This is a genomic window from Rathayibacter sp. AY1D5, assembly GCF_002932515.1.
Taxonomy (GTDB): Bacteria; Actinomycetota; Actinomycetes; order Actinomycetales; family Microbacteriaceae; genus Rathayibacter.
In genome coordinates this window covers 1-19,556 of the sequence record NZ_PSVU01000009.1, presented here as the reverse complement: position 1 = coordinate 19,556, position 19,556 = coordinate 1, and the positions used below count along the sequence as shown (strand labels likewise).

Below are 19,556 nucleotides of genomic sequence, written 5' to 3'. Positions count from 1 at the left end.
CGGACGCGGCATCAGGGCGACCGGGGTCAAGGGCAACCTGGTGTGAACACTACGGGGACGGCGGCGGCACCGCACCATGGCGATTGCCAGCCTTCGCTCCGCGCGTGTCGGGAAGGGGGAGTGCGCCTCCGGCAGGACCGCCGGAGGCGCACGGGCTCAGGAGCCGATCGAGTCCTGCGGGCGGCCGGACTTGAGCGCGGCGAGGCGCGCCTCCACCTCGGTCATCTCACCGAGGTCCTCGAGCGACTCGAACTGCGCGTCCAGGCTCGAGGAGGCGAGCTCCTCCGCGCCACGGACGCGCGCCTCCTCGCGGCGGATCTTCTGCTCGAAACGGCTCACCTCGCTCGTCGGGTCCATCAGGTCGATGCTCTTCACGGCGTCCTGGACCTGGCTCTGCGCCTCGACGGTCTTCGAGCGTGCGATCAGCTCGTCGCGCTTGCTCGAGAGCTGCTGCAGCTTCTCGCGCATCTGGTTCAGGCCCGACTTGAGCTTGTCGACGACCTCGGTCTGCGAGGCGATGGTCGGCTCGGCGTCCTTCGCCTCCTTCTCGGACTGGATCTGGCGCTGCAGAGCGACCTTGGCCAGCGCGTCGAACTTGTCGGCGTCGCCGGCGCTCCCGCCGGTGCGCAGCTCGTCGGCCTTGCGGCTCGCGGCGAGGGCCTTGCCGCCCCACTCCTGGGCGTTCTGCACGTCCTCGCGGTAGTCGTCCTCGAGCAGGCGCAGGTTGCCGATCGTGGTGGCGATCGCCGCCTCGGCGTCGCGGATGCTGTCGGTGTAGTCGCGGACCATCTGGGCGAGCATCTTCTGCGGGTCCTCGGCCTGGTCGAGGAGCGCGTTGATGTTGGCCTTCGCGAGCTGCGCGATGCGGCCGAAGATCGACTGTCTCTGAGCCATGGGTGTCTCTCCTTGCGTCGTGGGTGGTGCCGGATGTCGGAGGTGGTGCCGGAGTCGTGGGGGAGGTGGTGGTCGTCGGTCGTGCGCGGATGCCCGGGGGCGCTCAGAAGCGACCGCCGCCTCCACGGCGTCCGCCTCCGCCGCTGCTGCGCCCGCCGCCGAAGCCGCCGCCGCCGGAGCGCCGGGACGAGCCGCCGCCGCCGAAGCCGCCGCTGAACCCGCCTCCGCCGAAGCCGCCCGAGCGGTAGCCGCTGCGGCGTCCGCCTCCCAGGAGCGACTCGACCAGGATCCCGCCGAGGAACGCGCCGGTCGTGTCGCCTCCGTAGGGGCTGCCGACGGCGTTCGGGGCGGAGTAGGAGCCGGCGTCGGCCCGCGCCCGCTCGAGCGCCTGCTGGGCGAGCTGCGAAGCGCGCTGGGCGGAGGCGAGAGCCTCGCGGGGGTCGGTGGCGGCGATGCGCTCGGCGTACTCGGCCGAGCGGGCGGCCTCGGCGACGCGGGTGCGCGCCTCCGAGCCGACCGCGCCGCGGCGGGCCGCGATGAAGTCCTCGGCGGCCGAGACGCGGCTGCGGGCGGAGGTGAGCTCGGCGCCGAGGGCGGCCCGCTCGCGCTCGCGCTGGGCCTGCGCGTCGCGGAACCCGCCGACGGCGGCATCGATCGTGGCGTCGGCGGCGGTGAGCGCCTCGAGCAGGGCGAGCGGGTCGTTCGGCCGCACGGAGGCGGCGCGCTCGACGTCGTCGAGGGCGGCCTCGGTCGAGGCGACCGCCGCGGCGACGTTCTGCGCCTGGGCCGCGGACTCCGCGTCCTGGGAGGCGGCGAGCGCTCGTCCCTGCGCCACGTCGGCGCGGATCTCGGCGATGCGGCCGGCGAGCGACGCCTCCGCCTTCTGCAGCTCGTCACCCCTCGTCGCCACCGCGTCGACGAGTCCGGAGGCCTGCTCGGCGGCCTGCTGCCCGGCGCGCAGCAGCACGGCGGCGCGGCCGGAGTCGCCGGCCTGTATCGCCTGCTGGGCGCCGGCGAGCTGGTCGCGGGTGAAGCGGAGGCGGTCCTCGGCCTGGTCGGCGTCGTCGCCCACGTCGTCGATCGCGGTCGGCGCGTAGCGGGAGGCGAGCTCGGCGAGGCGGGCGCGGGCCGAGGGGAGGCGGTCGCCGACCTCGGCGGCGCGGACCGTGAGCGCGGCGGCGACCTGCGGCGCGTTCTTCTCGAGGTCGCGCAGCTCCTCGAACGCACTCGCGCGCTCGTCGAGCGTCTGCTCGGCGTCGGCGCAGAGCTGGAGGATGCGCTGGTAGCCGTCGCGGCGCTCCTGATCGGTCTCCGGCTCGGCGTCGTCGAGACGCTGCTGCAGGCTGAAGGCCTCGCCGAGCAGGCGCTTCGCGGTGACGAGCGCCTCGCGGAACGCGCCGGTCGCGTCGGCGCCGAACTGCGCCTCCGCGAAGCCGACCTCCTGCTCGCTGGTGCGGACGGCGTCGTCGGCGTGGACGAGGGCCGACCCGGCACGGGTGGCGAGCTCGTCGATCGAGGCCTCCACCGCCTCCTGGGCGCGGCGCTTCCGCGCGCGGCGGACGAGCAGCAGCACCACGAGGCCGATGACGACGAGGGCCGCGAGCACGCCGAGCGCGATCAGCAGCCCCGAGCCGAGGGACTCGCCGGCGCTGGGCGCGTCGAGGCGCTGCCCGATCCCGTCGGCGGCGGCCACCGCGGCTCCGGCCCAGTCGCCGTCGGCGAGCCTCGGCTCGATGTCGTCGGACTGGAGCGAGGAGACCTGCGCGTCGTCGAGGGCGAAGCCCTGCGCGACCGACACCTGGTACTGACGGGCGTCGACCGCGACGGCCAGGAGGACGTCGTCGGTGCCCAGTCCGTTGCGGGTCGCGGTCTCGTCCGCCCACGCGGCGCGGTCGGACGGATCGGTGAAGGAGTCGACGAAGGCGACGAACAGCTGCACGCGGTGCTGGTCGTAGAGGGCCCGCGAGGCCTGCTCGATCTCGGCGGTCTCTCCGGAGCTCAGCACCCCGACCGAGTCGAGGACGGTGGAGGAGGAGAAGGAGACGGGCGATTCGGCCGTCGCCGCGGTCGCGGGGACCAGCGCGAGGACCGCGGCGATCAGGAGGGCCGCGAGCGCCGGCAGCAGCCGGAAGCTCACGGGGTGGTGGGGTCTCGCCGGCATCGCGCACACTCCTTCGTCGTCGCCTCCCGAGTGTAGACAGCCCCGGTGTCCGAGCAGGGGTCGGGAGGCGGCAGGCCGTCGACCGCGTGCCCGGGGCGCGGGGGATGGGAGAACGCCGGGAGGAGGAATGACCGTGCTCCGCTCGCGGTTGCTGCCCGGAGTGCGCCGCAGGTGCACGTGCCTCCCCCCTCAGGGCAGCCCCCTGAGACAGCTCCGTAGAAAGGCGATCCCGTGGATCCGTTCTCCCCCCTCACCGCCGGCGACCTCGACCTCCCCAACCGCATCGTCCTGGCACCGATGACGCGACTGCGCTCCGACGAGCAGGGCGTGCCCGGCGCGATCGTCGCCGAGTACTACGCCCAGCGCGCGAGCATGGGCCTGCTGATCAGCGAGGGCGTCTTCCCCAGCGCCGAGTCCAAGGGCTACGCCGGGCAGCCCGGCATCGAGACCGACGCGCAGGCCGCGGGCTGGCGCGCCGTCGCCGACGCCGTGCACGCCGCGGGCGGGCGCATCGTCATGCAGCTGATGAACGCGGGCCGCGTCTCGCACACCGAGATCACCGGCACCGACCGCATCGTCGCCCCGAGCGCCGTCGCCATCGACGGAGAGGTGCACACCCCCTCCGGCAAGAAGCCCTTCCCGGTGCCGCACGCGCTGACCACCGAGGAGCTGGCGACCGTCCGCGACGAGTTCGTCGCCGCCGCCCGCCGCGCGACCGACGCCGGCGTCGACGGAGTCGAGGTGCACGGCGCCAACGGCTACCTGCTGCACGAGTTCCTCTCGCCCGTCTCCAACGTGCGCACCGACCAGTACGGCGGGACCCCGGCCGAGCGCGCCGCGTTCCCGCTCGAGGTCACCCGCGCGATCGTCGACGAGGTCGGAGCGGGCCGCGTCGGCATCCGCCTCTCGCCGGCCCACAACATCCAGGACGTCGTCGAGACCGACGGCGACGACGTGCGCGCCACCTACGAGGCCGTCGTCGACGGGCTCGCCCCGCTCGGCCTGGCCTACCTCAGCGTCCTGCACGCCGAGCCCGCCGGCGAGCTGGTCCAGGACCTCCGCTCGCGCTTCGACGGCGTCTTCATCGCCAACAGCGGCTTCGGCTCGCCGACCAGCCGCGAGGAGGCGACCGAGCTGATCAGCGAGGGCCACGCCGACGCCGTGGCCGTCGGCCGCCCGGCGATCGCCAACCCCGACCTGGTCGAGCGCTGGCAGGGCGGGCACCCCGAGAACGAGGTCGTCCAGGAGACGGTCTACGGCGGAGGAGCCGAGGGCTACACCGACTACGCGCCCCTCTCGGCGTAGTCGCGACTCACGCGGAAGGCCCGCTCCCTCGAGGGGGAGCGGGCCTTCCGCGTACCGGGGGGATCAGCTCTCGCTGCCCCGGCTCTTCAGCTCGGACTCGATGCGGGCGTCCTGCTCGGGCGAGAGCTCGTGGTCCTCGTCCTCCGGGTCGGCCGTCTCGCCGACGCGGCCCTCGCCGAGGGCGTGGATCGAGGTGATCTCGTCCTCGAGCGCGGCGTCGCGGTCGTGCTCGCTCACGAGCCGGTCTCGATCTCCCCGGCGGAGACGGCCTCGGCGTACTTGCGGAGGTCCGGGCCGGGCTCGAAGTCGATGAAGCGGTCCTTGAGGCGCGCGTTCAGCTCCGCGAACACGTCCTCCCAGGGCTCGCCCTTCTGGCTCGTCGCGAGGTCGAGCACCGCCTCGCGGAGGACCCTGTCCGAGTCCTCGAGGATCTTGTCGCGGGCTTCGTCGTTCCAGCGGATGTCCTGTGCGTCCATGCTCCGACCGTAGGCGCGGGGCCGGGGCGCCCCAAGGACTTGCGGGCGGGGGGCGGGAGGCGTAGGAGCCCCCGCCGCTCCGCGCTCAGGAGAGCGCCGGTAGCACCTCGCGCTCGAACAGCTCGATGCCGGACCGGTCGTAGGCGGCGTCCGGGAAGTAGAGGATGCCGTAGTCCATCCCGCGCGACTGCATGCCGGCGAGGCGGTCGACGATCTGCGCGGGAGTGCCGACCGCGAGCGCGTCGGGGCTGCGGTACTCGGCGACGAAGGACGCCGCTCCCTCCGCGCCGAGGTACGGGACCACGCGCTCCTCGAGACGCTGCAGCGCCGCCTCGACCTCCGCCTCCGTCTCGCCGATCACGACGTTGTAGTTCGAGCTCCGGGTGATCGCCGAGAAGTCGGTGCCCAGGCGCTCGCAGTGCCCGCGGAGGACCGAGCTCTTGTGGTCGAACGCCTCCGGGGTCCCGGCGAAGTTCGTGTACTGCGCGTACTGGGCCGCGATCCGCAGCGTGACCTTCTCGCCGCCGCCGGCGACCCACAGCGGGATGCCGCCCTCCTGCAGGGGCAGCGGCCGGTTCTGCGCGCCGTCCACCTGGTAGTAGCGGCCGTCGAGGGTCGCGGACCCGGTCGTCCAGGCCTGCTGCAGGATCTGCACTCCCTCGTCGAGCCGGCCCAGCCGCTCGGCGATCGGCGGGAAGCCGTAGCCGTACGCGCGCCACTCGTGCTCGTACCAGCCGCCGCCGATGCCCATCTCGACCCGCCCGCCCGAGACGATGTCGACGGTCGTCGCGACCTTGGCGAGGTAGGCAGGATTCCGGTAGCCCATGCAGGTGCACATCTGGCCCAGCCGCACGCGCGACGTGGTGGCGCCGAACGCGCTCATCAGCGACCACGCCTCGTGCGTCGCCTCCTCCGTCACCTGCGGGACGGTGTGGAAGTGGTCGTAGACCCAGATCGACTCCCAGGCGCCGTCGTCGGCGTGCCGGGCGAGGTCGCTCATGGTGCGCCACTGGTCGGCGGCCGGGACGCCGACGAGGTCGTGGCGCCAGCCCTGGGGGATGAAGAGTCCGAATCGCATGCCGCCGACCCTAGGGCGGCCCGGCCACCGAGGTCGAGGGGGTCGCGGTGCTCGCGTACGCTTCCGACCGATGCTGACCTTCACAGAGGATCTCGGACTCCCCGTCCTCGCGCTGATGATCCTCGCCGCCTTCGCGGCCGGCTGGATCGACGCGGTCGTGGGCGGCGGCGGACTCCTCCAGCTCCCCGCCCTGCTCCTCGTGCCGGGGATCTCGCCCGTGCAGGCGCTCGCCACGAACAAGCTGGCCTCGATCTTCGGCACGACCACCAGCGCGATCACCTACTACCGGCGCGCGAAGCCCGATCTGCGCACCGCACTGCCGATGGCGGCAGTCGCCCTCGCGGGCAGCTACGGAGGCGCGACGCTCGCCGGCCTCCTCCCGGCCGCGGTGTTCAAGCCGATCATCGTCGTCGCGCTGATCGTGGTCGCCGTCGTGACGATCGCCCGCCCGGCACTGGGCAGCGTCACGGTGCTCAAGCACGCGGGCCGGCGCCACCTCGTCACCGCGGCCGTGCTGGGACTCCTGATCGGCTTCTACGACGGCCTGATCGGACCGGGCACCGGCACCTTCCTGATCATCGCCCTGATCACCGCGCTGGGCTACGACTTCCTGCTCGCCAGCGCCAAGGCGAAGATCGTCAACGTCGCGACCAACCTCGGCGCCCTGCTCTACTTCGTGCCGGGCGGGCACGTGATCTGGCTGCTGGGCCTCCTGATGGGCGCCGCCAACGTGGCGGGCGCGTACCTCGGCTCGCGGATGGCCGTCGCTCGTGGCAGCCGCTTCATCCGGGTCGCGTTCCTCGTCGTGGTCGGCGCCCTCATCCTCAAGGTCGGCTCCGACGTCTGGACCGAGAACCTGGCGCCGCTGCTGCGCTAGCGCGGGCTGCGGGACCGAGCCGCGGAACGAGGACGGGACCCCCGCCGCAGCAGAAGGTCCCGTCCTCGTTCCGATCGCTCGGCGCTCCGCTCCGCCGACCTCAGACGAAGGGGATCGAGCCGACCAGTACGCCGACGGCGAGCATGACCAGCGAGACGACGACCGCTCGCCACAGCACCTTGCGGTGGTGGTCGCCGAGGTTCACCGCGGCGAGGGAGACGAGCAGGAGGATCGCCGGGACCAGCGGGCTCTGGAGGTGCACCGGCTGCCCGGTGATGGAGGCGCGCGCCATCTCGACCGGCGAGATGCCGTAGTTCGCCGCGCTCTCGGAGAGCACGGGGAGGATGCCGTAGTAGAACGCGTCGTTCGACATGAAGAAGGTCATCGGGATGCTGAGCACGCCGGTGATCACGGCGAGGAACGGGCCGAGCGCCGGCGGGATCACCGCGACGACCCACTCCGCCATGGCGTCGACCATGCCGGTGCCGTTGAGGACGCCGATCAGCACGCCGGCCGCCAGCACCATCGACACGACGCCCACGATGCTCGGCGCGTGCTTGACGATCTCGGCCGCCTGGTCCTTCATCTTCGGGAAGTTGATCAGGAGGGCGACCGCGGAGCCGACCATGAACACGTAGGGCAGCGGCAGGATGTCGGCGACCAGCAGCGTCATCACCGCGAGGGTCAGGACCAGGTTCACCCAGATCAGCTTCGGGCGCAGCGTCTCGCGCTCGGGGTCGAGCATCGTGTCGGCCATCGCGGTGTCGGCGTCGTCGGCCTGCACGCGGGCGGCGACCGCCACCTGGGCTCCGCGCAGGGCCTGAGGGCCGCGGAGGAAGGAGAAGCGCTCCCGGGCGACGGTGCGGATGCCCCCGGTCAGGGCCGCGAGGCCGCCGGTGCGGGCGCCGCCCGAGCGGGAGGAGGAGCCGCGGCCGGCGCCGACGAGCTCCTGCTCGAGCATCGGCTCGGCCAGCGCGAGCGAGCCGAGGCGGCGGCGCTCGCCGAGCCCGAGGAACCAGGCGAAGACGAGCGTGACGGCCAGGCCCACCGCGAGCGAGGGGAGCATCGGCACGAAGATCTCGCTCGGCGAGACCTGGAGGGCCGCGGCGGCGCGCACCGTCGGGCCGCCCCAGGAGACGATGTTGAGCTTGACGTTGGCCAGGCCCGCGACGCAGGTCAGCACGACCGGGTTCATCCCCAGGCGCAGGTAGATCGGGAGCATCGCGGCGGTGGTGACGATGAAGGTGGTCGAGCCGTCGCCGTCGAGCGAGACCGCACCCGCGAGCAGCGCCGTGCCGAGCACGACCTTCGCCGGGTCGTCGCCGAGCGCGCGGACGATGAAGCGGATCAGCGGGTCGAAGAGCCCGACGTCGATCATGATCCCGAAGTACATGATCGCGAACATCAGCAGCGCGGCCGTGGGCGCGAGGCTGCCGATCGCCTCGAGGACCATGTCGCCGATGCCGAGGCCGGCGCCCGCGAAGAGGCCGAAGATCGTCGGCACGACGATCAGGGCGACCATCGGCGTCAGCCGCTTGGTCATGATCAGGGCCATGAAGGCCAGGATCATGGTGAAACCGAGTACTACCAACACAGCTGACTCCTTCGTCCAGTGCCTCCGCCCGCGCTCGGCGGGAGAGCCGGCCGGGAGATGGTGGAAACCCTAGGCAGCTCCGCGTCCGGCGCCGGGGTATCGCTCATTACGGCGACATCTGCGCATAGTGTGGCTTCTGCGCATTCTGCGCACGACGACGGCGAGGAGGCCCCGATGCGCTTCGCGACCCACGTCCTGGTCCTGCAGCTCGCCACGGTGTCGGCCGCCGTGCTGGTCTGCGCGGGGCTCGTCACCGCGCTCAGCGTCCAGCAGCTGCGCGGCGAGGCGGAGGGCACGGCGCTCGCCATCGCCCGCACCGTCGCCGAGGATCCCGACGTGCGCGACGCGGTCGCCGCGTCCTCCGCCGTGCCCGGCGCGCCCGCCGCCTCGGAGCTGCGCGGCGGACCGCTCGAGGACGTCGCCGCCGCCGTCGAGCAGCGCACCGGCGCGCTCTTCGTCGTGATCACCGACGATCAGGGCATCCGCCTCGCCCACCCCGACGAGGACCGCCTCGGCGAGCGGGTCTCGACCAGCCCCGACGAGGCGCTCGCCGGGCGCGAGAGCGTCTCGTGGGGCACCGGCACGCTCGGCGAGTCGGCACGGGCGAAGGTCCCGGTCTTCGCCGAGGGGGAGCAGCGGGTCGTCGGCGAGGTCAGCATCGGCTTCGCGCGCTCCAGCGTCTTCACCGACCTGCCGACCGCGCTGCTCGGCGTCCTCGCCGCGGCGCTCGCCGGCCTGGTGCTCGCCGCCGTCGCCTCCGTCTTCATCCGCCGCCGCCTACTGCGCCTGACGCTCGGCCTCGCCCCGGAGGAGCTCACCTCGCTCGTGCAGGACCAGGCCGCCGTGCTCGACGGGGTCGACGAGGGCGTGCTCGCGCTCGACCGCGACGGGCGCGTCGGCGTCTGCAATGCGCGGGCCGCCGCGATCCTCGGCTCCGACGACCCGACCGGGCGGGCGCTGCACGGGCGGCCGCTCGCGGAGCTCGACCTGCCCGTTCCGCTGGCCGACGCGATCGGCGCCGCGCTGCACTCCGTCGAGCCGCCCCGCCCCGGAGGCGAGGAGGGCTTCGTCGTCCGCTCCCGCATCGTCTACGTCGACATCCGCCGGGTGACCCGCGGCGACCGCGACCTGGGCGTGGTGGTGGTGCTGCGCGACCGCACCGACCTCGCCGCGCTGAGCCGGCGCCTCGACGCGGTCGGCGCGATGACCAACGCGCTCCGGGTGCAGCGGCACGAGTTCGCCAACCGCCTGCACGTGGTCGCGGGCCTGCTGGATGCGGGGCGGACCGCGTCGGCGCGCGACTACCTCGACGAGGTGCTGACCCGCGGCCCGCTCAAGTACCCGGTGCAGCACGCCGACCGGCTGCAGGAGCCGTACCTCCAGGCGCTCGTCGGGGCGAAGGGGATCGAGGCGGCCGAGCGCGGTGTGCTGCTGACGCTCGGCGAGGAGACGCTGGTACGCGGCACCGTCGTCGAGCCGGAGGACGTCGCCACGGTGGTCGGGAACCTGGTGGACAACGCGGTGCGCGCGGCGGTCGAGGGGCGGCGCGACGTGCGCTTCGTCGAGGTCGAGCTGCTCGACGACGGCGACGCTCTCTTCGTGACGGTCGCCGACTCGGGCGACGGAGTGCTCGATCCGGACTCGCTGTTCGACCGGGCCGGCGCGGGCGACCCCGTCGAGGACGACGGTCGCGTGCACGGCCGCGGCTTCGGCCTGCCGCTCTGCCGCGAGGTGGCCGCCCGGCGCGGCGGCGAGGTCTGGCTGGCGGACGCCGGCGGAGCGGAGTCGGGGGCCGTGCTGTGCGAGCGCCTCCGCGGAGCGGTGCTGCCGCCGGAGCAGGACGGGGACAGGTCATGAGCGCGGACACGGCGCGGGAGCGCACGGTGCTGGTGGTGGACGACGACTTCCGGGTCGCGCAGCTGCACGCGGACCTGGTCGAGGCGCGGCAGGGGCTGACGGCCCTTCCTCCGGTGCACACGGCGCGCGCGGCGCGGGCGGCCGTCGCCGAGCACGCGCCCGATCTCCTGCTGCTCGACGTGCACCTGCCGGACCAGAGCGGGATCGCGCTGCTCCGCGAGCTCGACACCGACGCGTTCGTCGTCAGCGCCGCCTCCGACGGGGCGACGGTGCGGCGCGCGCTGCACGCGGGAGCGCTCGGGTACCTCATCAAGCCGTTCGAGGCGCGCCTGCTCGGCGAGCGCCTCGACGCGTACGTGCGGTTCCGGAACGTGCTGCGGGAGGACCGCGCGGCCGATCAGGAGGCGGTGGAGCGGGCGCTGCGCATCCTGCACTCGGGCGACGCGACCGCCGCGCAGCCCTCGCGCTCGGCGACCGAGCAGCTCGTCCTGGCGCGCCTGGCCGAGTCGGGCGCGGAGCTGTCGGCCCGCGAGGTGGCCGAGCGCGCCGGCATCTCGCGCGCCACCGCCCAGCGCTACCTCTCGGGTCTCGCGGGCCGCGGCCTCGTCGAGATGACCCTCAGCTACGGCACCACCGGCCGCCCGGAGCACCGCTACCGCGCCCGCTGACCCTCCGCGAGCGGAGTCCGCGCTCGAGCCGGCGGGACGTTCTCGGCGGTCGGGACCCGCTCTCGGGGACCTGAGCGCCTAGGGGAGCTGCCTGCGGGGCACCGGCGTGCGGGGCTCGGTCGAGCCGAACGGGGGATCCGCGTGTCAGCGGATCCTCCTAGGCGGTCGGGACCCGCTCTCGGGAACCCGACCGCCCGTGGGAGCCGACTGCGGTGCGCCGCCCTGCGGCGCACGAGACGGCCCGTCGAACGAGCGATCCGCGTGTCAGCGGATCGTCCTAGGCGGTCGGGACCCGCTCTCGGGAAATCGACCGCCTAGGAGAGCCGCCCGCGGTGCGCCGCCCCGCGGCGCACGAGACGACTCAGTGCGTCGCGTCGACGTCCGCGCCCGCGGCCTCGGCCACGCGGCGGCGCTCGGCGGCCTCGGCGGCCATGCGACGGCCCTTGGGGCTGACGAGGGAGGCGATCACCGTGATCACGAGGACGCCGATGATGACCGAGAGCGACAGTCCGGTGCCGATCTCGAAGACCTCCACGTGCTCGCCGTTGTTGATGAACGGCAGGTTGTTCTCGTGGAGCGCGTGCAGGATCAGCTTCACGCCGATGAAGGCGAGGATCGCGGCGAGGCCGATGCTGAGGTAGACGAGGCGGTCGAGCAGACCGTCGATGAGGAAGTACAGCTGGCGCAGGCCCAGAAGCGAGAACGCGGTCGCCGTGAAGACGAGGTACACGTCGCTGGTGAGGCCGAAGAGCGCCGGCACGCTGTCGAGGGCGAACAGGATGTCCGTTCCGCCGATCGCCGCCATGACGAGGATCATCGGCGTGAGGACCTTCTTGCCGTCGATGTGCGTGTAGAACTTGTCGCCGTCGTACTGGTCGCTCGTCTTGAAGATCCGCTTGGCCAGGCGCACCATCACGTTGTCGCTGGAGTGGTCGTCGCCCGGCTTGACCAGGTTGAACGCGGTCAGCAGGAGGATCAGGCCGAAGATGTAGAAGACCCAGGCGAACGAGTTGATCAGTGCGGCGCCGAGGAAGATGAAGCCGGTGCGGGCGATCAGCGCGAAGACGATGCCGAAGAGGAGCACCTTCTGCTGGTCGGCGCGGGGCACCTTGAAGCTCGCCATGATGATGAGGAAGACGAACAGGTTGTCGACCGAGAGGGCCTTCTCGGTGATGTACCCCGCGAAGTACTCCGATCCGGGCGTCGCTCCGCCGAAGACGAGGACGCCGAGCCCGAAGAGCACGGCGATGCCGACGTAGAGCGCCGACCAGATCGACGACTCCTTCAGCGTGGGCTCGTGGGCCTTCCGGACGTGGAAGAAGAAGTCGAAGAGCAGGAGCAGGACGATGAAGACGATCGTCAGGGTCCAGATCAGGGGCGATACGGTCATGAAGGGGCTGGCCTCGCTCGTGAAGGGGGGTCGGGGGACGGTCGCGGGGGTCGCTCGTCAAGGGAAAAGGTAGCGAGGCACCGTGACGAGCAGGGTGCCCGCCGATGGATCGTGAGTATCTTCTCAGTTCTCCGCGCGTCCCTCGCGCCCAGCGGCCGGAGCGCCACACTGGTCACCATGACCGGCGCCGCTGTCGACAGGACCTTCCAGGACGCCTCCGGCGTCGTCATCCACTACCGCTGGTGGCCGCACCCCTCGCCCCGCGCGATCGTGCAGCTGGCCCACGGGGTCGGCGAGCACTCGGGGCGCTACGTCGAGCTGGCGGAGGCGCTGGTCGCCGCCGGGTACGCGGTCGCGGCGGACGACCACCGCGGGCACGGCCGGACCGGCCTCGAGCAGCACGGCGGCGACTCCTCCCGGCTCGGACTGCTGGGGCCGGGCGGCCTGCGCGCGACCGAGGCGGCGATCCTCCGGCTGACGGAGCTGCTCGCGGAGGAGAGCCCGGGAGTGCCGATCGTGCTGCTCGGCCACTCCTGGGGGTCGCTCATGGCGCAGCGGATCGTCGACCACCACTCCGCCGCCTATGCCGCGCTCGTGCTGAGCGGCACGGCCTACCGCCTCCCCGGGCACATGAACGCGGGCGACCTGGCGAAGCGGCACCGCGTCGCCGGCGGCCTCGGCCTCGAGTGGCTCTCCCGCGACCCGGAGGTCTGGCAGCGGTTCCACGACGACCCCCTCACCTTCACCACGCCGCTCGCGAAGCGGATCGGGCTGGTCGAGACCCTGCGGCTGGTCGGCCGCCCGAAGCGCGGGCCCGAGCATCCGCTGCCCCTGCTGCTGGTCGTGGGCGCCGACGACACCCTCGGCGGCGAGCGGTCGGTGCGCGCGCTCGCCCAGGCCTACCGGCGGCGGGCCGGGTACACGGACGTCTCGGTGCGGGTGTACCCGGAGGCGCGGCACGAGCTGTTCCAGGAGCTCAACCGGGCCGAGGTCACGGCCGATCTCGTGGAGTGGCTGGGCGAGCGCTTCCCCGCCCCGGCTCGCGCCTAGGCTGGCGTCATGCATGGCGAGTACAAGGTCCCCGGCGGAAAGCTCGTGGTCGTCGACCTCGACGTGGTCGACGGGAGGTTCGCCGGGTTCCGCCTGGCGGGCGACTTCTTCCTCGAGCCCGACACGGCCCTCGACGACATCGATCGCGCGGTCGTGGGCCTGCCGGCCGAGACGGACGCGAAGTCCATCGCCGCCGCCATCCGGCAGGCGCTCCCGGCCGACGCGGTCCTGCTCGGCTTCACGCCCGAGGCCGTCGCGGTCGCGATCCGCCGCTCGCTGCAGAAGGCGACCAGCTGGCGCGACTACGACTGGCGCATCGTGCACGACCGGGCCGTCCCTCCCGCGACCCACCTGGCGCTCGACGAGGTGCTGACCGCCGCGGGCGGCGAGGGCCGCCGGGAGCCGACGCTGCGGATCTGGGAGTGGGACCAGCCCGCCGTCGTCATCGGCAGCTTCCAGTCGCTCCGCAACGAGGTCGACCTCGACAACGCGGCGAAGTACGGCGTCGACGTGGTCCGCCGCATCTCGGGCGGCGGCGCGATGTTCATGGAGGCGGGCAGCGTCGTCACGTACTCGCTCTACGTCCCCGGCGACCTCGTCCAGGGGCTGACCTTCGCCGACTCCTACGCCTTCCTCGACGAGTGGGCCGTCAGCGCGCTGCAGTCGCTCGGGATCGACGCGGTCTACCAGCCGCTCAACGACATCACGTCGCCCTCGGGCAAGATCGGCGGCGCCGCGCAGAAGCGCCTGGGCTCCGGCGCCGTCCTCCATCACGTGACCATGAGCTACGACATCGACGCCGAGAGGATGGGGCAGGTGCTGCGGATCGGCCGCGAGAAGCTCTCGGACAAGGGCATCGCCTCCGCCGTGAAGCGCGTCGACCCGCTGCGCAGCCAGACCGGGCTCAGCCGCGCCGAGATCATCGAGCGCATGAAGGCGACCTTCGTGCAGCTGCACGGCGGCGAGGCGGGGACGCTGGCCGAGGAGGAGTACGCGGCGGCGGAGGAGCTGGTGCGGACGAAGTACTCGACTCCGGAGTGGCTGCGGCGCGTCCCCTGACCGGCGGGTCCGGGGCGGCGGTCGCCGGCGCGTGGACCCGGAGCGGAACGCGGCGGACCGGTCCGGTGGGCGCCCCTCAGCTCGCGAGGAGCTCCTGGTAGTCCGGGTGCTCGGCGATGAACTCGGCGACGAACGGGCAGGCCGGGACGATGCGCCCGCCGAAGCGCTCGTGCGCGTCGTCGAGGGCCGCCTCGACGAGGGTCTCACCGAGGCCCTCGTGGCGGTGCTCGGGCGCGATCTCGGTGTGGAGGAAGACCACGTCGCGGCCGCGGACGGCGTAGTCCGCGACTCCGACGGTCTCGCCGTCGAGCCAGAGCGTGTAGCGGGACGAGTCCTCGTCGTGGCGCACCTCGGAGATCATCGCGCCACTCTACGCCGGAGCCTCCCGGCACCCGTCGAGCGCGGGCGCGAGGCGCGGAGCGTGTCGCCGGGCTCGCGCGCACTGGCACAATTGCCGGGTGCCCAGGACGATCCAGATCGCGGACGGCGTCCCGGAGTCGCGGAGCGCGGTGTTCCACGCCGACAACCTCGAGGTCCTGCCGCAGTTGGCCGACGGGGCCTTCACCGTCGTCTACCTCGACCCGCCGTTCAACACGGGCCGGGCGCAGGTGCGCACCTCGACCACCTCGGTGCGCTCCACCACCGGCACGATCGCCGGCTTCAAGGGGCGCAGCTACGAGCGGATCCGCGGCGACCTGCTCCGCTACGACGACCGCTTCGACGACTACTGGTCGTTCCTCGAGCCGCGTCTGGCCGAGGCGTGGCGGCTCCTCGCCGACGACGGCACCCTCTACCTCCACCTCGACTACCGCGAGGCGCACTACGCGAAGGTGCTGCTCGACGCGCTCTTCGGCCGCGAGTGCTTCCTCAACGAGATCATCTGGGCCTACGACTACGGAGCGAAGGCCACACGCCGCTGGCCGACCAAGCACGACACGATCCTCGTCTACGTGAAGAACCCGCGCGGCTACCACTTCGACTCCGCCGCCGTGGACCGCGAGCCGTACATGGCCCCGGGCCTGGTGACCCCCGAGAAGGCCGAGCGCGGCAAGCGGCCGACCGACGTGTGGTGGCACACGATCGTCTCGCCGACCGGCCGCGAGAAGACCGGGTACCCGACGCAGAAGCCGGAGGGGATCCTCCGCCGCATCGTGCAGGCGTCCAGCCGCGAGGGCGACGCCGTCCTCGACTTCTTCGCCGGCTCCGGCACGACCGGTGCCGTCGCGCATGCTCTCGGCCGCCGCTTCGTCCTCGTCGACGAGCACGCCGACGCGGTCGCCGTCATGCGCCGCCCCTTCGCCGCCCTCGAACCGGCGCAGCTCTTCCTCTGACGCGGGCCCTCTCGACGCCTCAGACGTGTCGAGGTCGCTCGCTCCCACTGTCCAGAAGGTGTCGCACTCGACATCGATCGCCCCGACTGTCCAGGAGTTGTCGCACTCGACGCCGACTGCGACAACTCCTGGACAGTCGTGGTGGGAGGCGCGCCTCCCCAGGTGCGGGATCAGGGGTTCGTCCACAGAATGCGGATCGCGGGAGTCGGACGAGGATCACGGACCGCCAGAATCGCGGCATGTCCAGCACCGACCTCGGAGCCTTCACCCGGCGAGCGGCACTCCGCGCAGGGGTGACGGACGCCCGACTGCGCACTCCCGCCCTGGCCAGCCCCTTCCACGGAGTGCGCACCCGGGTGGCGCCCGTGACGCACCTGGAACGAGCCGCCGCCTACCTGCCGCGGCTGCGGCCCTGGCAGCTCTTCTCCCACCTGACCGGGGCCGAAGGGTGGGGAGTGCCGCTGCCGGCGCGACCTGGGGAGGGCGATCCGATCCACGTGGCGGCGACGACGCCGCACCGGCCCCCCAGGACCCGGGGTGTGATCGGCCACACCCTCACGGAGACGGACAGGGTCGAGCGGCACGGCCTGCCGGTGACGGGAGCGGTGTCGACGTGGATCGCGCTCGCCCCACTGCTGTCCGCCCGCGATCTCCTCGCGGCGACGGACCACCTCCTGTTCGAGCCGCGCTACCCGCGCCGGGACGATCCGCGTCCCCATGTCCGGCTTCACGAGCTGCAGGACCGCCTGGCCTCCCATCGGGGCCGGGGCCGACGCGGCCTGGCTGAGGCTCTGCGGCTGGCATCGACCGGAGCCGCCTCGCGGAGGGAGACCTGGCTCCGCGCTCTCGTCGAGGAGGCGGGACTGCCCGCGCCCGACGTGAACGCCGAGATCAGGATCGGCGGCCGACTGCTCGCGGTCGGCGATCTGGTCTTCGAACGGTGGAAGGTGGTGGCGGAGTACGACGGCGGCCAGCACCGGACGGACGACGCGCAGTTCTCACGCGATCGTGAACGGCTCCTGGCCCTGCACCTCGCGGGCTGGATCGTCGTGGTCGTCCGCGCGGAGGGTCTGACCCGGGGCAGGGCGCGCACGATCGCCGAGCTCCGTGCCGCTCTCGTGGCCCACGGCTGGCGACCGTGACGCACCCCGTCGACGGATCGACCCGCTCGTCCATCCCCGCCCCGCCGCCCGCGTCCGCCTCACCGTCCGGATCCGTTCGCCCGTCCGCATCCGATCGAGCACGCGGAGTTCTCCGACTGTCCAGGAGTCGTCGCACTCGGCGTCGACTGCGACGACTACTGCGTACTCGCGGGCCGGCGTCAGCTGCTGGCGCGGATGACCAGCGACGTCGGCATCAGCGTGCGGTGCTCCACGGGGAGCCCCTCGATGCGGGCGGTCAGCAGCTCCACCATGCGGGCGCCGAGCTCGTCGGGGAGCTGGCGCACCGTGGTCAGCGCGGGGACGGCGTTCCGCGCGAAGAGATCGTCGTCGAAGCCCACGACGGACACGTCCTCGGGGATCCGGCGGCCGGCCTCGCGGAGGGCGGCGTAGGCGCCGACCGCCATCTGGTCGTTCGCGGCGAAGACGCCGTCCAGGTCGGGGTCGCGGGCGAGGAGGCGGCGCATCGCCTCGGTGCCGCTGGCCGGCGAGAAGTCTCCCCACTCGACGAGGTCGTCGGCAAGGCCGGCGTCGGTGAGTGCGCCGCGCCAGCCGATCAGGCGGTCGACGCCCGGCGGCATGTCGGCGGGGCCCGCGATGGTGGCGATCCGGCGCCGGCCGCGCTCGATCAGGTGCGCGGTGGCGACGGCCGCCCCCTCCGTGTTGTCCACGTCGACGAAGTAGGAGCCGCGCTCGTCCGGCGAGAGCGGCCGGCCGCCGAAGACGATCGGCAGCGTGCCCGAGAGCGCCGCGTAGGAGTGGTCGCCGGAGTGGTGCGAGACCACGAGCGCGCCGTCGACATTGCCGCCGAGCAGGTACCGCCGCGTCTTCTCGCCGTCCGTCTCGGACGCGATCAGCATCGAGAGCGTGTAGTCCGTGTCGGCCAGGCGCATCGCGGCGCCCTGCACGATCGAGGCGAAGAACGGGTCCGCGAAGACGCGCGCGGTCGACTCCGGCACGATCAGCGCGATCGACTGCGTGCGCCGCGAGGCGAGCATCCGCGCCGCGTGATTGGGCACGTAGTCGAGCTCGCCGATCGCCTTCTCCACGGCGGCCACGATCTCGGCCGCCACCTGCGGGGCGCCGTTGACCACCCGCGAGACCGTCGCGCGCGAGACTCCGGCCCGCGCCGCGACCATCTCGAGGGTGGGGGAGCGGCCCCCGCCGCGGACGCCCGTCGGCTCGCTCACGGGTCAGTCCAGGATCGCCGCGGCGCTGCCGCCGAGCAGTCGGGAGTAGACCAGGCCCGAGTCCTTCACGATCCGCTCCTGCGTGTCGTAGTCGACGCGCACGATGCCGAAGCGCTTCTCGTAGCCCCAGGCCCACTCGTAGTTGTCGAGGAGGGACCAGACGAAGTAGCCGCGGACGTCGGCGCCCTGGTCGATCGCGTCGGCGACCTTCTCGACGTGGTCGAGCACGTACTGCGTGCGGTCCGCGTCGTGCACGCGGCCGTCCTCGACGACGTCGTCGTAGGCGGCGCCGTTCTCGGTCACGTAGAGCGGAGGGAGGTTCTCGTACTCCAGGCCCAGGCGGGTCAGCAGGTAGCGCAGCCCGTCGGGGTTCACCTCCCAGTCCATCGCGGTGCGCGGCAGACCGCGCGACGGGAAGGTGATGAACTCGGAGCCGACCCAGGGGGAGCCGACCTCGCGGTCGGTCGCCTGGGCGAAGTCGTCGGCTCCGGCCGGCAGCGGATGCGCCGAGACGTTGTCGTCGTGGTAGTGGTTCACGCCGAGGAAGTCGAGCGGGAGCGAGATGAGGTCGAGGTCGCCGTCGACGATCAGCTCGTCGAGCCCGAGCCCTTCGACGTCCTCGAGCAGGTCCTCGGGGTACTCGCCGCGCAGCAGCGGGTCGAGGAAGATCCGGTTCTGGAGCGCGTCGAAGCGGCGTGCGGCGTCGAGGTCGGCCTCGTCCTCGGGGTCGTCGGGGACGGCGTTCGAGAGGTTGAGCGTGATGCCCAGGTTCTGCGCTCCGAGCTGCCGGAGCGTCGAGACGGCCAGCCCGTGGGCTAGGTGCGTGTGGTGCACGGCGGCGAGGGCCTTCTGCTGCGAGATCACGCCGGGGGCGTGCACGCCCGCGCCGTAGGAGAGCAGGGTCGAGCAGAACGGCTCGTTGAACGTCGTCCAGTGCTGCACCCGGTCGCCGAGGCTCTCGTAGACGGCCTCGGCGTAGTCCCGGAAGCGCTCGGCGGTGTCGCGGTTCGCCCAGCCGCCGGTCTCCTCGACGGCCTGCGGGAGGTCCCAGTGGTAGAGGGTGAGCCACGGCAGCACGCCGGCGCCGAGCAGCTCGTCGACCAGGCGGGAGTAGAAGTCGAGGCCCTCGGGGTTCACCGCGCGGTCGCCCGGCTTGACGCGCGCCCAGCTGACCGAGAAGCGGTAGGAGCCGAGCCCCAGCTCCTTCATCAGCCGCACGTCCGCGGGCATCCGGTGGTAGTGGTCCACCGCGACCTCGGGGGTGTCGCCCTTCGCGACCGCTCCGGGGACGCGGGAGAACGCGTCCCAGATGCTGTCCTCCTTGCCGCCCTCGTGGCCGGCGCCCTCGATCTGGGCGGCGGCGGTCGCGGATCCCCGACACCATCGCCGCGGCCTTCAAGAACCCGGCGCTCGCGGCGGATCTGCAGCGGGCCGTCACCGATCCGGCCGTCGCCGCGGACCCGGCC

17 protein-coding genes and 1 pseudogene are annotated in these 19,556 nt (G+C 72.9%); 8 read left to right on the top strand and 10 right to left on the bottom strand.

Translation table 11 applies throughout. The features are described 5' to 3' along the window. Positions 1 to 156 precede the first annotated feature (156 nt). Both C5C82_RS04210 and C5C82_RS04205 read right to left on the bottom strand, forming a co-directional pair. The gene (locus tag C5C82_RS04210) at positions 157 to 894 is read right to left on the bottom strand and encodes a PspA/IM30 family protein (protein WP_104354661.1); all 738 of its coding nucleotides are present in this window, start codon (positions 892 to 894) and stop codon (positions 157 to 159) included. Positions 895 to 997: 103 nt separating this feature from the next. Continuing rightward, positions 998 to 3,055, bottom strand: coding sequence for a TPM domain-containing protein (locus C5C82_RS04205; protein ID WP_104354660.1), 2,058 nt, complete (start codon positions 3,053 to 3,055; stop codon positions 998 to 1,000). Between the two features lie 231 nt (positions 3,056 to 3,286). On the opposite strand from C5C82_RS04205, the gene C5C82_RS04200 reads away from it, so the two are divergent. Next, positions 3,287 to 4,360, top strand: a complete 1,074-nt coding sequence (locus tag C5C82_RS04200) for an alkene reductase (protein ID WP_104354659.1) — start codon at positions 3,287 to 3,289, stop codon at positions 4,358 to 4,360. A 63-nt stretch (positions 4,361 to 4,423) separates the two neighbouring features. Here the strand turns inward: C5C82_RS04200 and C5C82_RS17425 are convergent, their stop codons facing one another. From C5C82_RS17425 to C5C82_RS04190, 3 genes are all read right to left on the bottom strand, one after another. Then, the gene (locus C5C82_RS17425) at positions 4,424 to 4,597 is read right to left on the bottom strand and encodes a hypothetical protein (protein WP_181068063.1); all 174 of its coding nucleotides are present in this window, start codon (positions 4,595 to 4,597) and stop codon (positions 4,424 to 4,426) included. Beyond that, positions 4,594 to 4,836 carry a hypothetical protein gene (locus C5C82_RS04195; protein WP_104354658.1) on the bottom strand — a complete coding sequence of 81 codons (243 nt, stop codon included), beginning with the start codon at positions 4,834 to 4,836 and terminating at the stop codon, positions 4,594 to 4,596. Before C5C82_RS04195 ends, C5C82_RS17425 begins: the two co-directional genes overlap by 4 nt. 85 nt (positions 4,837 to 4,921) lie before the next feature. Beyond that, entirely contained in the window at positions 4,922 to 5,914 is a 993-nt protein-coding gene (locus C5C82_RS04190) for an LLM class F420-dependent oxidoreductase (RefSeq protein WP_104246861.1), read from the bottom strand. Positions 5,915 to 5,984: 70 nt separating this feature from the next. On the opposite strand from C5C82_RS04190, the gene C5C82_RS04185 reads away from it, so the two are divergent. Next, positions 5,985 to 6,791: a TSUP family transporter gene (locus tag C5C82_RS04185; RefSeq protein ID WP_104223862.1), complete on the top strand. Its 807-nt coding sequence runs from the start codon at positions 5,985 to 5,987 to the stop codon at positions 6,789 to 6,791. A gap of 100 nt (positions 6,792 to 6,891) precedes the next feature. On the opposite strand, the gene C5C82_RS04180 is transcribed toward C5C82_RS04185, so the two are convergent. Next, complete coding sequence (locus tag C5C82_RS04180; protein WP_104354657.1) at positions 6,892 to 8,361, bottom strand: CitMHS family transporter; 1,470 nt, start codon at positions 8,359 to 8,361, stop codon at positions 6,892 to 6,894. Positions 8,362 to 8,559: 198 nt separating this feature from the next. Between C5C82_RS04180 and C5C82_RS04175 the strand changes: the two genes are divergently transcribed. Together C5C82_RS04175 and C5C82_RS04170 are read left to right on the top strand one after the other, a co-directional pair. Then, entirely contained in the window at positions 8,560 to 10,242 is a 1,683-nt protein-coding gene (locus C5C82_RS04175; protein ID WP_104354656.1) for a sensor histidine kinase, read from the top strand. Continuing rightward, a complete protein-coding gene (locus C5C82_RS04170; protein WP_104354655.1) occupies positions 10,239 to 10,910 on the top strand; it encodes a response regulator in 672 nt (223 codons plus the stop codon). Before C5C82_RS04175 ends, C5C82_RS04170 begins: the two co-directional genes overlap by 4 nt. A gap of 361 nt (positions 10,911 to 11,271) precedes the next feature. On the opposite strand, the gene C5C82_RS04165 is transcribed toward C5C82_RS04170, so the two are convergent. Beyond that, positions 11,272 to 12,300 (bottom strand): TerC family protein, encoded by a 1,029-nt coding sequence (locus C5C82_RS04165; RefSeq protein ID WP_104354654.1) that lies wholly within the window; start codon positions 12,298 to 12,300, stop codon positions 11,272 to 11,274. Between the two features lie 177 nt (positions 12,301 to 12,477). On the opposite strand from C5C82_RS04165, the gene C5C82_RS04160 reads away from it, so the two are divergent. Both C5C82_RS04160 and C5C82_RS04155 read left to right on the top strand, forming a co-directional pair. After that, a complete protein-coding gene (locus tag C5C82_RS04160) occupies positions 12,478 to 13,350 on the top strand; it encodes an alpha/beta fold hydrolase (RefSeq protein WP_104296072.1) in 873 nt (290 codons plus the stop codon). A 9-nt stretch (positions 13,351 to 13,359) separates the two neighbouring features. Beyond that, entirely contained in the window at positions 13,360 to 14,409 is a 1,050-nt protein-coding gene (locus C5C82_RS04155; protein ID WP_104354653.1) for a biotin/lipoate A/B protein ligase family protein, read from the top strand. Positions 14,410 to 14,485: 76 nt separating this feature from the next. On the opposite strand, the gene C5C82_RS04150 is transcribed toward C5C82_RS04155, so the two are convergent. Continuing rightward, entirely contained in the window at positions 14,486 to 14,770 is a 285-nt protein-coding gene (locus tag C5C82_RS04150; protein WP_104233160.1) for a GNAT family N-acetyltransferase, read from the bottom strand. 97 nt (positions 14,771 to 14,867) lie between these two features. Between C5C82_RS04150 and C5C82_RS04145 the strand changes: the two genes are divergently transcribed. Beyond that, on the top strand, positions 14,868 to 15,740 hold the full coding sequence (locus C5C82_RS04145; protein WP_104354652.1) for a site-specific DNA-methyltransferase: 873 nt from the start codon (positions 14,868 to 14,870) through the stop codon (positions 15,738 to 15,740). A gap of 239 nt (positions 15,741 to 15,979) precedes the next feature. Beyond that, complete coding sequence (locus C5C82_RS04140) at positions 15,980 to 16,882, top strand: hypothetical protein (protein WP_104354651.1); 903 nt, start codon at positions 15,980 to 15,982, stop codon at positions 16,880 to 16,882. A gap of 179 nt (positions 16,883 to 17,061) precedes the next feature. Here the strand turns inward: C5C82_RS04140 and C5C82_RS04135 are convergent, their stop codons facing one another. After that, a complete protein-coding gene (locus C5C82_RS04135) occupies positions 17,062 to 18,039 on the bottom strand; it encodes a LacI family DNA-binding transcriptional regulator (RefSeq protein ID WP_104233173.1) in 978 nt (325 codons plus the stop codon). 54 nt (positions 18,040 to 18,093) lie between these two features. Further along, positions 18,094 to 19,467 (bottom strand): annotated as a pseudogene (locus C5C82_RS04130) (GH1 family beta-glucosidase); the annotation flags it as partial. Positions 19,468 to 19,556 lie beyond the last annotated feature (89 nt).

What these genes read in the sequence shown, in the direction of transcription:
- C5C82_RS04210 (WP_104354661.1), bottom strand. Translation starts at nt 894, where the DNA reads ATGGCTCAGAGACAGTCGATCTTCGGCCGCATCGCGCAGCTCGCGAAG.
- C5C82_RS04205 (WP_104354660.1), bottom strand. Translation starts at nt 3,055, where the DNA reads ATGCCGGCGAGACCCCACCACCCCGTGAGCTTCCGGCTGCTGCCGGCG.
- C5C82_RS04195 (WP_104354658.1), bottom strand. Translation starts at nt 4,836, where the DNA reads ATGGACGCACAGGACATCCGCTGGAACGACGAAGCCCGCGACAAGATC.
- C5C82_RS04190 (WP_104246861.1), bottom strand. Translation starts at nt 5,914, where the DNA reads ATGCGATTCGGACTCTTCATCCCCCAGGGCTGGCGCCACGACCTCGTC.
- C5C82_RS04185 (WP_104223862.1), top strand. Translation starts at nt 5,985, where the DNA reads ATGCTGACCTTCACAGAGGATCTCGGACTCCCCGTCCTCGCGCTGATG.
- C5C82_RS04180 (WP_104354657.1), bottom strand. Translation starts at nt 8,361, where the DNA reads ATGATCCTGGCCTTCATGGCCCTGATCATGACCAAGCGGCTGACGCCG.
- C5C82_RS04175 (WP_104354656.1), top strand. Translation starts at nt 8,560, where the DNA reads ATGCGCTTCGCGACCCACGTCCTGGTCCTGCAGCTCGCCACGGTGTCG.
- C5C82_RS04170 (WP_104354655.1), top strand. Translation starts at nt 10,239, where the DNA reads ATGAGCGCGGACACGGCGCGGGAGCGCACGGTGCTGGTGGTGGACGAC.
- C5C82_RS04165 (WP_104354654.1), bottom strand. Translation starts at nt 12,300, where the DNA reads ATGACCGTATCGCCCCTGATCTGGACCCTGACGATCGTCTTCATCGTC.
- C5C82_RS04160 (WP_104296072.1), top strand. Translation starts at nt 12,478, where the DNA reads ATGACCGGCGCCGCTGTCGACAGGACCTTCCAGGACGCCTCCGGCGTC.
- C5C82_RS04155 (WP_104354653.1), top strand. Translation starts at nt 13,360, where the DNA reads ATGCATGGCGAGTACAAGGTCCCCGGCGGAAAGCTCGTGGTCGTCGAC.
- C5C82_RS04150 (WP_104233160.1), bottom strand. Translation starts at nt 14,770, where the DNA reads ATGATCTCCGAGGTGCGCCACGACGAGGACTCGTCCCGCTACACGCTC.
- C5C82_RS04140 (WP_104354651.1), top strand. Translation starts at nt 15,980, where the DNA reads ATGTCCAGCACCGACCTCGGAGCCTTCACCCGGCGAGCGGCACTCCGC.
- C5C82_RS04135 (WP_104233173.1), bottom strand. Translation starts at nt 18,039, where the DNA reads ATGGTCGCGGCGCGGGCCGGAGTCTCGCGCGCGACGGTCTCGCGGGTG.